General features: G+C 58.0%; 10 protein-coding genes. 9 read left to right on the top strand and 1 reads right to left on the bottom strand.

Translation table 11 applies throughout. The annotated features are described in order from the left end of the window. Positions 1-39: 39 nt before the first annotated feature. From Q1B13_RS14390 to Q1B13_RS14375, 4 genes are read left to right on the top strand one after another with little or no spacing between them, the layout of a single operon-like run. Complete coding sequence (locus Q1B13_RS14390) at positions 40-1593, top strand: UxaA family hydrolase (RefSeq protein ID WP_299081783.1); 1554 nt, start codon at positions 40-42, stop codon at positions 1591-1593. 44 nt (positions 1594-1637) lie between these two features. Further along, positions 1638-3161 (top strand): sugar ABC transporter ATP-binding protein, encoded by a 1524-nt coding sequence (locus tag Q1B13_RS14385; protein WP_299081786.1) that lies wholly within the window; start codon positions 1638-1640, stop codon positions 3159-3161. Beyond that, the gene (locus Q1B13_RS14380; protein ID WP_299081788.1) at positions 3161-4168 is read left to right on the top strand and encodes an ABC transporter permease; all 1008 of its coding nucleotides are present in this window, start codon (positions 3161-3163) and stop codon (positions 4166-4168) included. Before Q1B13_RS14385 ends, Q1B13_RS14380 begins: the two co-directional genes overlap by 1 nt. Positions 4169-4215: 47 nt before the next feature. Beyond that, entirely contained in the window at positions 4216-5163 is a 948-nt protein-coding gene (locus Q1B13_RS14375) for an ABC transporter substrate-binding protein (RefSeq protein ID WP_299081790.1), read from the top strand. Positions 5164-5302: 139 nt separating this feature from the next. Here the strand turns inward: Q1B13_RS14375 and Q1B13_RS14370 are convergent, their stop codons facing one another. Then, positions 5303-5932: a response regulator transcription factor gene (locus Q1B13_RS14370; RefSeq protein ID WP_298936175.1), complete on the bottom strand. Its 630-nt coding sequence runs from the start codon at positions 5930-5932 to the stop codon at positions 5303-5305. Between the two features lie 220 nt (positions 5933-6152). Here Q1B13_RS14370 and Q1B13_RS14365 point away from each other — a divergent pair, with 220 nt between their 5' ends. From Q1B13_RS14365 to Q1B13_RS14345, 5 genes are read left to right on the top strand one after another with little or no spacing between them, the layout of a single operon-like run. Next, entirely contained in the window at positions 6153-7394 is a 1242-nt protein-coding gene (locus tag Q1B13_RS14365) for an aminotransferase class V-fold PLP-dependent enzyme (protein ID WP_299081791.1), read from the top strand. Between the two features lie 28 nt (positions 7395-7422). Then, complete coding sequence (locus tag Q1B13_RS14360) at positions 7423-8619, top strand: malate--CoA ligase subunit beta (RefSeq protein WP_299081793.1); 1197 nt, start codon at positions 7423-7425, stop codon at positions 8617-8619. Continuing rightward, a complete protein-coding gene (gene sucD, locus Q1B13_RS14355; RefSeq protein ID WP_299081796.1) occupies positions 8619-9509 on the top strand; it encodes a succinate--CoA ligase subunit alpha in 891 nt (296 codons plus the stop codon). Before Q1B13_RS14360 ends, sucD begins: the two co-directional genes overlap by 1 nt. Beyond that, positions 9509-10480 carry a D-glycerate dehydrogenase gene (locus Q1B13_RS14350; protein WP_299081809.1) on the top strand — a complete coding sequence of 324 codons (972 nt, stop codon included), beginning with the start codon at positions 9509-9511 and terminating at the stop codon, positions 10478-10480. Before sucD ends, Q1B13_RS14350 begins: the two co-directional genes overlap by 1 nt. Next, entirely contained in the window at positions 10480-13110 is a 2631-nt protein-coding gene (locus tag Q1B13_RS14345) for a phosphoenolpyruvate carboxylase (RefSeq protein WP_299081799.1), read from the top strand. Before Q1B13_RS14350 ends, Q1B13_RS14345 begins: the two co-directional genes overlap by 1 nt. The last annotated feature ends 121 nt before the right edge of the window (positions 13111-13231 follow it).

Raw genomic sequence — 13231 nt, 5'->3', positions numbered from 1 at the left:
TTTTCAGCTTAGCAGTTTGGCCAAGCAAGCGGAAAAACAATGCAAGCACACGACGATTTCAAGGGCTTAATGCCGACAATACGCGATGTGGTCAGACTGAACCCGGCTGACAACGTTGTTATTGCGTTGCGGGACCTGCCCAAAGGGGATCAACCAGCTGGTGTCCCGACGCCCCTGCCCGGTTCCGTTTCCCGCGGCCACAAGATTGCCATCGCACCAATTCCAGCGGGCGAAAACGTGCTTCGATATGGGCAGATCATCGGTCAGGCCAAGTCAGACATTGCGCCGGGCGAACATATCCATGTGCACAATCTTGGCATGGGGGATCACCATCAGGATTACGCGTATGCCAGCGCCAATACGCCGTTGGCCGACATTGACGATAGCCGGACATTTCAAGGCTACATCCGCGCGGACGGCAGAGTTGGGACACGCAACTATCTCGGCATTCTTACGACCGTGAACTGCTCGGGCTCTGTTGCACGCTTTATTGCCGAGGCAGCGGCGAAATCCGGTCTTCTGGATGAGCTTCCCAATGTGGATGGGATCGTGCCCATCGTCCATGGCACCGGGTGCGGCATGTCCGGCAAGGACGAGGGTTACGCCACCCTGTTCCGCACACTCGCCGGATACGCACAGCATCCGAATTTTGCAGGCATCCTCCTGATCGGGTTGGGATGCGAGGTGATGCAAGTGGCCGATCTGGTCGGCGGGCGTCCGATCCGGTCCGATGGCGCGCTGCGTTATATGACCATTCAGAACGAAGGCGGCACACGTCGCACGATTGAGCGTGGTCTGGATGAACTGCGCGGCATCGCCCAACTGGCCAATCAGGCCCAGCGTCAACCGGCACCCATCAGTCAAATCACAGTAGGGATGCAGTGCGGCGGGTCGGATGGGTATTCCGGGATCACGGCGAACCCGGCGCTGGGATACGCCTCGGACCTGTTGGTGCGCCATGGGGGCACGACCATCCTGTCGGAAACATCCGAGATTTATGGCGCTGAACATCTTCTGACCCGGCGGGCTGAAACCGTGGACGTTGGCAAAAAGCTGATCGACCGCATTGGTTGGTGGGAAGATTACACCGAACGCAATGGCGGTGAGATGGACAACAATCCAAGCCCCGGCAACAAACGCGGCGGGTTGACCACCATTCTGGAAAAATCTCTGGGGGCTGTCGCCAAAGGGGGCACAGCACCTCTGCGTGACGTCTACAAATTCGGTGAGCGCATCGACACAAACGGGTTTGTCTTCATGGACAGCCCCGGGTTTGATCCGTGTTCGGTCACCGGCCAGGTGGCATCAGGTGCAAACCTAATCGTGTTTACCACCGGGCGCGGCTCGGTTTCCGGCTATCAACCGACACCTTGCATCAAACTGTCGACGAATTCGGAAATGTACGCACGCATGGCCGACGACATGGATCTGAACTGCGGAGACATCGTCACCGAAGGCGTCAGCATCGAGTCCAAAGGCGAGGAACTGTTCGAAATTCTGATCCGCGTCGCTTCCGGCGAAAAAACCAAAAGCGAAGAGCTGGGCTTTGGGGGTGTCGAATTCGTTCCCTGGCAAATCGGCGCGGTCATGTAGTCCGCGAACGCCCAAGGAGGGGTCAGGGGCAAATGGGAGGGAATATGTCAAAACTGGTCGATATGACGGGGATCGAAAAATACTTCCCCGGCGTGCATGCGCTTAAGGCCGTGCAGTTCGATCTTGTTCCGGGCGAAGTTCACGCGCTGATGGGCGAGAACGGCGCAGGAAAAAGCACATTGATGAAGATCCTCTCGGGCATTTATCAGCGTGACGGTGGTACCCTGAAAATCGAAGGGCAAGAGGTCAGCCCTACTACCCCGCGCGAGGCGCAGAATCTGGGCATCGGGATCATTCACCAGGAACTGAGCCTGATGAACGATCTGACCGTGGCGCAAAACATCTTTATTGGCCGCGAACCGCGAAAACGATTTGGTCGGCTGGATGAGGCGGCGCTGAATGCGCAAACCGCCGAAATCTTCGCCTCGATGAACCTGAACCTTGACCCCAAGACACTTGCAGGCAGTTTGACGATCGCAAAACAGCAGATGGTCGAGATCGCCAAGGCCCTATCTCATCGATCCAAAGTTCTGGTCATGGATGAGCCGACTGCTGCCCTGAATGACGCTGAAATTGCCGAGCTGTTCGTTATCATTCGTCGCCTCAAATCCGAAGGCGTAGGCATCGTCTATATCAGCCACAAGATGGACGAGTTGAAGCAGATCGCGGACCGAGTGACCGTGATGCGCGATGGTGAATATGTTGGCACCGTGAACGCGGCGGATACCCCGATCAGCAAGATCATCCCCATGATGGTGGGCCGTGAGGTCAAGGAAGAACCTCTGCAAGTGCCTGATCTGGGAGCTGCCGAAGTGGCTTTGCAAGTATCCGGACTGACCCGAAATAAAGAAATACACGATGTCAGTTTCTCGGTTCAAAAGGGCGAAATCCTGGGTTTTGCAGGGCTAATGGGTGCTGGCCGGACCGAAGTTGCCCGGGCGATCTTTGGGGCTGACCCCAAGGATAGTGGCAATATCCGGGTGCATGGCAAAACGGTTTCGATCAGATCCCCTAAAGACGCCGTTAAGGCCGGAATTGGCTATCTGTCCGAAGACCGCAAACATTTCGGCCTCGCTACTGGAATGAACGTGCGGGACAATATTGCACTGGCCTCGATGGATCTGTTTGCCAGCAAAGGCGGTGTATTGAGTGATGGCGAGATGGCCTCAACCGCTCAGCAATACATCCAGCAGCTTGGCATTCGGACGCCATCGGACAGGCAAGAGGTCAGGCTGCTGTCCGGCGGCAATCAGCAAAAGGTGGTCATTGCCAAATGGCTTTTGCGCGACTGCGACATCCTTATCTTTGACGAACCCACGCGCGGCATTGACGTGGGCGCAAAATCCGAAATCTACAAACTGCTCGAAGATCTGGCGGAACAAGGCAAGACGATCATCGTGATCTCGTCCGAACTGCCCGAGATCATGCGCCTAAGCCATCGCATCGCAGTGATGTGCGAAGGTCGGCTGACCGGGATTTTACCCGGCGGCAAAGACACCACACAGGAAGACATCATGCATCTGGCCACGCAACGGGCGGCGGCGATGCAGGTTACAGGGACAGTCTGATGACGACAGCGACGGATATCGAAAAGAAAAAGCCACTCGCCGGTTTGGCGGATAGCGGCGCGTATCAAAAGCTGCTGGCCTTTGCCAGTCTGATCGCTTTGCTGATTGGGTTCTCGGTTGTCTCACCGAATTTCATGCAGACCTCGAACATGATCGCCATTTTGCAAGCCACCTCGGTTAATGGCGTGCTGGCCGTGGCGGCAACACTGGTGATCATCACCGGCGGGATCGACCTGTCGGTTGGTACGCTGATGACTTTTTGCGCCGTCATTGCTGGCGTTGTGCTGACCTATCTGGGAATGCCGCTGTTACTTGGCGTCGCCGCCGCCATCGCCGCAGGCGCGCTGTGCGGTCTGTGCTCGGGCACTTTTGTTGCCAAGATGAAAATCCCACCCTTCATTGCCACACTGGGCATGATGCTGATCCTCAAAGGGCTGTCGCTTGTGATCTCGGGCACCCGACCGATCTATTTCAATGACACGCCGGGCTTTGATCAGATCTCGCGCGGGTCGCTGATCGGAGAGGTTTTTCCGGCTTTACCCATCCCCAACGGCGTCCTGATCCTGTTTCTGGTGGCCATGGCCGCGTCCTATATCTTGGGGCGTACGGTTCTGGGGCGCTACACCTTTGCACTGGGTTCAAACGAAGAGGCGGTGCGGCTGTCAGGCGTCAACACCGACATCTGGAAAATGCGCATTTACGCACTTGCAGGCGGTATCTGCGGGATTGGCGGCATCCTGATCGCCTCGCGCCTGAATTCTGCCCAGCCCGCCCTTGGGCTGGGGTACGAGCTTGAAGCCATCGCTGCGGTTGTGATCGGCGGTACATCCTTGTCCGGCGGCCGCGGGACCATCCTGGGCACGTTGATTGGCGCCTTGATCATGGCGGTTCTGACCAACGGTCTGCGTGTTCTGTCCGTGGCGCAGGAATGGCAAACGGTCGTCACGGGCGCAATCATCATCCTGGCTGTTTATGCCGACATGGCACGACGCAAGAAAGCCGGCTGACCGAATAAACCACGACAAAAATCACAATTTCAGAGGAGGAACTAAACATGTTTTCACGTCGTTTCATACTGGGGGCGCTCAGCGCTGCCACACTCGCAGCCCCGGCCTCGATGGCCTCGGCTGCGGACGAAGTATACATCCCGCTGGTTTCGAAAGGGTTCCAGCATCAGTTCTGGCAGGCGGTTAAATCCGGCGCTCAGCAAGCCGCAGACGAATACGGCGTCAGGATCACTTTCGAAGGTCCCGACAACGAAACCATGGTAGATCGCCAGATCGACATGCTGGCCGCGGCCCTGGCCAACAACCCCAAAGCGATTGGATTTGCAGCCCTGGACAGTCAGGCCGCCATCCCACTGCTGAAACAAGCCAGCGACGCAGGTATTCCGATCATCGCCTTTGACAGCGGTGTCGACAGCGACATCCCGGTGTCGACAGCAACCACCGACAACCTGGCAGCCGCTGGGTTGGCAGCGGATAAGATGGCCGAGAAAATTGGTGGCAAAGGCAAAGTAGCCGTGGTCGCGCATGACCAGACCAGCCGAACCGGCATCGACCGCCGAGATGGCTTCGTCAATCGCATGGCCGAGAAATACCCCGATATCGAGGTTGTGACGGTTCAATACGGGCAAGGCGATCACCTGAAATCCACCGAGGTGACAAAAGCGATCCTGACGGCCAATCCCGATCTGAACGGCATCTTCGGCACCAACGAAGGTTCCGCCATTGGTGTTGTGAATGGTGTGCAGGAACTGGGCACCGAAGGTCTGGTGATCATTGGCTATGACAGCGGCAAGGCCCAGAAAGACGCCATCAAAAGCGGCCTGATGGCAGGTGCGATCACGCAAAACCCGGTTGGCATCGGATATGAAACCGTCAAAGCGGCGATTTCAGCTGTAAATGGTGAAGACGTTCCGGCGCTGATCGACACGGGATTTTACTACTACGATGCGTCGAATATCGACGATCCCAAGATCGCAGCCGTCCTTTACGACTAAGATCAGGTGTCACAAACAAATGGCTCGCCTCTTTGGCGGGCCATTTCTTTTGGCACAAACTTGGAAACATGAGGGACGTATCGATGATGCAGCTGGTCAGACCGCAAAACCTCCTAAAAAAACCTACGGCCTGCCGCAACTACTCCAAAGGCGTCTTGGACGAATAGTAATATGCAATTGCCTGAGCTCGGTTCTTGACCGAGAGCTTTTCATAGATATTGGACAGGTGGAACTTCACCGTGTTGGTTGAAATCTGCAGGTCTTTCGACAGGTCCCGGTTTGACAAACCCTTGGCCAAAGCCTCGAGAATTTCGCGTTCTTTTCGCGACAGGTTGTGAATTGGATCCTGTTGCATCTTGCGCACGTCGATGAACGGAAAGACCATTTTGCCAGCTGCCACGTCTGCACATGTTTCCAGCAGGCCTTCGACCTCACCTGAACGCGGCGCAAACCCGGCAGCCCCGGCCTGCATCGCCAATCTGGGAACATCGCCGGCGGCTTCACCGTAGACGACAAATCGCGGCGCGTTTTCCTGTTCGCGCAGAACTTCGATCAATTTGGCGGCCCCCAAAACAGGAAGAGTCCAGGCGACCACACAGACCTGAACCGGGACCCGCATCACCGCACCCAAGAACCCTTCGGCCGTTGCCGAAGTGGCAATCAAAGAGAATCGCGGATCACGTTCAAAGATTTCCGACATGGCCGACAGAACCAAGGGGTTGTTGTCGGCCAACATAACGTCAATCGGATGCTGCGAAGACTCGGCCATTGTTTTTACGCCCAAAATTTAAACAAACTACCCATAAGGGTGGGTCAATTCACTGTATACATCGGTATTCTTGCCCAAATGGGTAGTTTATTAACCACCCAATTAGATACCCTAAAGCAGTAGTAAGTTACGTTGCGCAAAGACGCAAGCATCGCTTTTCTGACCCTCAACGCGAAGTTTGGGCGTGGATTGCCACCCAGACGCTTGAGGAGGATCATCAATGACTGCCCAGATTTTTTCCCCGCTCGAAATCCCCGAGACCCTGGCAGCAGGGCCAGGACCGGGCAACACCGACGCCCGTGTGCTGCAGGCCTTTTCCGGCGCCGGGGTGGCCGATCACATGCAAGGCGACGTCTTGCGCGGCATGATCGAATGCAAGCACATGCTGCGGCAGATCTGGGGCACGTCTAACACATATACCTTTGCGGTTGCCGGAACTGGCTGGAGCGGGCTGGACACCATGTTCTCGGCGGTCATGCCTGGCGACAAGGTTGTTGCCTTCTCAAACGGCACCTTTTCAGGCATCGATGCGCTGACCCTCAGGATCAAGGCCGCAACACCACAGGAACACGCGGCCAACCCGCTGGATCCGCCGGCGGCGAGCGTGACGGTGATCGAGGTTCCGCATGGCCAGACCGTGACTGGCGAAACGGTCGAAGCCGCATTAGCCGAACACAAACCGAAATGGGCCTTCATGGCGCATTGGGAAACCGGCTCGGGCCGCATCAACGATCTGCGCGGTTTTTCAGATGCGTGTGAACGTCACGGCGCAATGGGTCTGATCGATGCGGTTTCCTCGCTGGGCGTCGAAGACTTCCGGATCGACGACTATCCGGGGATTGCTGGTTGGGCGTCTTGCCCGCAGAAAGGTCTGTGCTGTCTGCCACTGACCTATGCGCCAGTCAGCTTTACCGACGCCTATATCGACAGCCTGAAATCAACCGGTGCTTACACCTATGTCCACAACCCGATTTTCGAGGCCCGCCATTGGGGTATCGTCGACGGTCAGGACGTTGAAAAAGGCGCCTATCACCGCACCCACTCGGGCTATGCGGTCGCCGCCTTTCATGAATCTCTGCGCCTGACGCTGCAGGATGGGTTGTCAAAGCGGTCAGCCTCGTACCGGACACACGAAAAGGTCCTGCGCGATGCAGTGACCGCGCTGGGATGCGAAGTGACGTCGGACATGCCAAGCCTGGTGGTGCTGAACCTGCCCGCCGAACTGGCCGGGCGCGAGATGGAACTGGTTCAGAACTGCCGCGCCCGTGGCTTTGGCATCTGGCCGACGCTCAGCGCGCCGGTTCAGGTTCGGATTGGTATCCTCAATCAACTGAACCGCCAAGCCATCAGCCAGATCGTGCGCCTGTTTGCAGAAGCCATGCATGAGCTGGGGGGCCAGGTTGATTTCGACGACATCGATGCACTGCTCCAAAGCCGCTACGGCACGTCGATCGCCGCATAATTACACTGCATAAACGGGAGGAATGCAGATGGACATTCATGAGTATCAGGCAAAAGAAGTTCTTTCGAATTTTGGTGTCGCCGTCCCATCTGGTGCGCTGGCCTACAGCCCGGAACAGGCGGCCTATCGCGCACGGGAGTTGGGAGGCGACAAGTGGATCGTCAAAGCTCAGGTCCATGCGGGCGGACGCGGCAAAGCTGGTGGCGTCAAGCTGTGCAACAGCGAAAACGAGATACACGAAGCCTGTGATGAAATGTTCGGCCGCAAGCTGGTGACCCATCAGACGGGCCCAGAAGGCAAAGGCATCTACCGTGTCTACGTCGAATCCGCCGTACCGATCGACCGAGAGATCTATCTCGGGTTTGTTCTGGATCGCTCCAGCCAGCGGGTGATGATCGTGGCGTCCTCGGAAGGCGGGATGGAGATCGAGGATATCTCGGCTGAGCGCCCAGACAGCATCGTGCGGTCCATCGTGGAACCCGCAGTGGGTTTGCAGGAATTCCAGGCACGCGAGATTGCGTTCAACCTGGGGCTCGAGCCTCGTCTGGTTCAGCAAATGGTCCGGACCCTACAGGGCTGCTATTCCGCTTTCAGCGAGCTGGACGCAACCATGGTGGAAATCAACCCGCTGGTCGTGACGGGAGACGACCGCGTACTAGCTCTGGACGCCAAGATGAGCTTTGACGACAACGCGTTGTTCCGGCACCCCCAGATTTCAGAGCTGCGCGACAAAAGCCAAGAAGACCCGCGCGAAAGCCGCGCGGCGGATCGTGGCCTGTCTTATGTCGGGCTGGATGGCAACATCGGCTGCATCGTGAACGGAGCCGGTCTGGCGATGGCCACGATGGACACAATCAAACTGGCCGGAGGTGAACCCGCCAACTTCCTGGATATCGGCGGTGGCGCATCGCCCGAACGTGTGGCCAAGGCCTTTCGCCTGGTGCTGTCGGACAACAATGTGCAGGCGGTTCTGGTCAACATTTTTGCAGGTATCAACCGCTGCGACTGGGTTGCCGAAGGCGTTGTTCAGGCGCTGCGAGAGCTGCAGCTTGATCTGCCAGTGGTCGTGCGTCTCGCAGGCACGAATGTAGAGGAAGGTCAGAAAATTCTGGCCCAGTCCGGCCTGCCGATCATCCGCGCCACAACCTTAATGGAAGCCGCCGAGCGCGCCGTTGGCGCCTGGAAAAGCGATCTGACTCAAAACACCAAGATGAGGGCCGTGTAATGAGCATTCTCCTCGACCGCGACACACGCGTAATTGTTCAGGGCATCACCGGACGTATGGCGCGTTTTCACACCAAGGACATGATCGACTATGGCACCAATGTTGTTGGCGGTGTTGTTCCCGGCAAAGGCGGCGAAACCGTCGAAGGCGTGCCCGTTTTTGACACCGTCAAACAGGCCGTCGAGGCCACCGGCGCGGAGGCGAGCCTTGTATTTGTCCCGCCCCCGTTTGCAGCGGATTCAATCATGGAGGCCGCAGACGCAGGCATCCGCTATTGCGTTTGCATCACAGACGGCATCCCGGCGCAGGACATGATCCGGGTCAAGCGCTACATGTACCGCTATCCCAAGGACAAGCGGATGGTTCTGACCGGCCCGAACTGTGCCGGAACCATCAGCCCAGGCAAGGCCCTGCTGGGTATTATGCCGGGTCACATCTACCTGCCCGGTAATGTCGGCATCATCGGTCGATCCGGTACGCTGGGCTATGAGGCTGCGGCGCAGCTGAAAGAGCGCGGCATCGGTGTCTCGACCAGCGTCGGGATCGGAGGCGATCCGATCAATGGGTCCTCGTTCCGCGACATTCTCGAACGGTTTGAATGGGATGCCGACACAGAAGTCATCGCCATGATCGGCGAGATCGGAGGGCCACAAGAGGCCGAGGCGGCCGAATATATTCGCGATCATGTCTCAAAACCCGTCGTCGCCTATGTCGCAGGTCTGACCGCACCGAAGGGCCGGACAATGGGCCATGCAGGGGCGATCATCTCGGCCTTTGGCGAAAGCGCCTCGGAAAAGGTCGAGATCCTCTCGGCTGCCGGTGTCACGGTGGCTGAAAACCCGGCTGTCATCGGCGAAACCATCGCCCGCGTCATGAGAAAGGCAGCATGATGGTCAAACCTTCGGTTCTTGTCACCCGTCGTTGGCCCGCCGCCGTCGAGGCGCAATTGGCCGAAAACTATGATGCGGTCTTGAACACCGGGGACAAACCCATGTCCCCGGCCGAGATCCGCGAAGCACTGAAAAGCTATGATGCGGTGCTGCCCACAGTGACCGACACGCTGAACGCAGAAGCCTTGGATGTGCCCGCTGCCCAGACCAGGATCCTGGCCAATTACGGCGTCGGCTACAGCCATATCTGCGAGCCATCGGCACGGGATCTGGGGATGACCGTCACCAACACGCCCGATGTACTGTCGGAATGCACCGCCGATCTGGCAATGACCTTGCTGTCGATGGTGGCCCGCCGCACGGGTGAAGGCGAACGTGAACTGCGCGCAGGTGGATGGTCCGGCTGGCGACCGACGCACCTTGTTGGCACCAAAGTGTCAGGCAAGACGCTTGGCATCATTGGGTTTGGCCGCATCGGTCAGGAAATGGCACGGCGCGCCCATCACGGGTTTGGCATGAAAATCCTAGTTCAGAACCGCAGCCGTGTATCGCCAGAATTACTGCAACATTGTAACGCCACGCAAATCGACACCGTGGATGAGCTGTTGCCGCAATGCGATTTCGTCTCGCTACACTGCCCCGGTGGGGTAACAAACCGACACCTGATCAACTCACGCCGGTTGGACCTGATGAAGCAGGATGCTTACCTGATCAATACTGCACGCGGCGAGGTCGTCGACGAGTTTGCTTTGATCCAGGCGCTGATGTTTGACGTGATCGGCGGTGCCGCACTGGATGTGTTTGATGGCGAGCCACGGATCAGCCCGGACTTGCTGCAATGCGACAACCTAGTGATGCTACCGCATTTGGGCAGCGCGACCCGCGAAGCCCGAGAGGCGATGGGTTTCCGTGTCCTGGATAACTTGGATGATTTCTTTCAGGGCCGCCCGCCGCGTGACCGGGTGATCTGATGCAAGCTTTGGCTCAGGAAACTCGGCCTTCGCACGACTCTTCGACCTATGCCGAAGGGCTGCGGATCGAATTGCGGATGCTATGGCGGAACATCCTGCTGAAGCGGGCCCCGCATGTGGCCATCTGGGCCGAGGCCACGACACTGGCACCCATCCCAACAGGCCCGGCGGCAACACCATATCTGCAAGCCCTGTCCATCTGGTTTCAGCTTCTGCGCCTCATCGACGAAAACGCAGATGTGCGAAACCGTCGCCTGACCGAAACCAACGACGGCGCTGATGCGGTCGAAGGTGGGTTTGCCCAGGCATTGTCTGATGTGTGCCCGACCGCCGAGCAAACCGAAAAGCTGGCAAGCAGGCTTTTGGCTGGTCCCACGCTGACGGCACACCCGACGGAGGCAAAGCGCGTTACCGTTCTGGAGATTCACCGCCGCATCTACCGCGTCCTCGTCAGCCTTGAAACGCAGCGCTGGACGCCGACAGAACGGGCCGGGCTGCTGAACGATCTCGAAGGTGAGATCGATCTGCTGTGGTTGACCGGCGAGTTACGCCTGTCCCGCCCCAGCCTGCGGGATGAGATCGAGTGGGGATTGCAGTTCTTCCGCGACGCAATCTTTGACGCAGTGCCGCAGGTCATGGACCGGTTCGATCAGGCCTGCCTGCACGTTCTGGGCCAGACCGTGGATGCGACCCCCAAAATTCGCTTTCATAGCTGGATTGGCGGAGATCGCGATGGCAATCCGAATGTGACCACTGACATGACGGCGCTTGCCTTACAACGCGGACAAGAGACTGTGGTCGATCTTTATGGTCAGGCCCTTGATCAGGCGGCCAGCAGGCTCAGCATCAGTGCCCTGATCCTACCCTTACCTCAGCCCCACGCTGCAAGATTGCAAGCAATCATTGACTGTGTGCCAAACAGCACTCGAAACCCCAACGAACCATTCAGACAAGCCCTCAGCGCTATTCGCCAGAAATTAACAGACGGGATGTATAACCACATCTCGCAATTCATCAGTGACCTCGATGCGCTTGATGCCGCACTTTGCGCCGTCGACGCAGCTATTCTGGCCCGCAGACACGTCCGGCCACTGTGCCGCGCGGCAGCGGTTTTTGGCTTCCGCACCGCAACGCTGGATATCCGCCAGAATTCAACCGTCACGACCAGCGTTTTGGCCGAGATCTGGTCCATGTCCGGAACCGCCCCTGAATATGGGTCACCCGAATGGTCAGCCCGGCTGCGCGCCGAATTGGCGGATCAAAATCTGCAATACCACGAACGGGACGGATTGAGCGATCAGGCGCAGGAATTACTGGCCCTGCTGGCCCTCGTGCATTCAGTTCGGACGGGACCCGATCCAAATGCGGTGGGGCCTTTCATCCTGTCGATGACCCGCTCTGCCGACGATATTTTGGGGGTCTATCTGCTGGCCCGCTATGCGGGGTTTGGGTCGGAAACGCTTGATATTTCTGTGGTTCCTCTTTTTGAAACAATCGCCGACCTGCGCAACGCCCCGTCGATCCTGCTGGATGTTCTGAATGTGCCCCTTGCCCGCCGCAGCCTGAAAACCGGTGGCAACGTGATCGAGGTGATGCTGGGCTATTCCGACAGCGGCAAAGATGGCGGCTATTTCTGCTCGACATGGGAGCTGGAGCGCGCGCAACGCCGGATTGTCACCGCGCTGGCGTCGCAGGGCTTTCGGGCCGCGTTTTTTCATGGGCGTGGCGGTTCGGTCAGCCGTGGTGGCGCACCCACCGGACGCGCCATCGCCGCACAACCCAACGGAACCATTGCGGGACGTTTGCGGGTCACTGAACAGGGCGAAGTCGTGTCGACCAAATATGCCAATCGCGGAACGGCGGCTGCACATCTGGAGTTGTTGCTGTCCAGCACGCTGCGCCACACGGCCGACCAGAACGAACCCCTGCTGCGGCCAGAATTCGATGACGCGCTGGATGCGTTGTCCGAACTATCGCAAACGGCCTATATCTCACTGCTGCAAATGCCAGGGTTTCTGGATTACTTCCAGCAGGCCAGCCCGGTCGAAGAACTGGCCAGGCTGAAAATCGGATCGCGTCCGACCCGCCGGTTCGGGGCGGCCAGTCTGGATGACCTGCGCGCCATTCCATGGGTCTTTGCATGGTCGCAAAACCGGCACTTGATCACTGGTTGGTATGGGTTCGGCTCTGCTATGGCCAGCTTTCGCAAGTTTCGCGGCGCGCGCGGCGACGAGGTGTTGCAGGATCTGTTTCAGCACTCGCGCCTGTTCCGCCTTGCTGTCGATGAAATGGAAAAATCGCTGTATCAAACCGATCTCGACCTTGCTGAACAATATGCGGGTCTGGTGCAGGATGCCGATATTCGCACCCGGATTTTCGGGATCATTGCTACAGAATATACCAATGCCTCCACCGCAGTGCAGTTTCTGACCGGTGGTCAGGCCATAGGGCACCGCTTTCCACGTTTGTGCGAACGGTTCGATCGCAAGCGGGCAGAGCTGACCCGCATTCACACGCTGCAGGTCGATTTACTTCGCCAAGCCCGTGATGAGCCTCAGGCTGGAACGGTTCCGGTTCCACTCTTGCAATCCATGAACGCCATTTCAGCCGGTCTCGGTTGGACCGGTTGACCCGTACGAAGGAGATCCGACGTGAATGCACCCCATCGAAATGACGGTTTTTTCACCCAGTCCCTGTCTGATCGTGACCCTGAGCTTTATGGCTCGATCACGTCCGAGCTGGGTCGCCAGC

It is taken from the genome of uncultured Ruegeria sp. (assembly GCF_947489545.1).
Classification (GTDB): Bacteria; Pseudomonadota; Alphaproteobacteria; order Rhodobacterales; family Rhodobacteraceae; genus Ruegeria.
The sequence above is the reverse complement of the archived record's forward strand: the minus strand, read 5'-3'. Positions and strand labels throughout refer to the sequence as shown.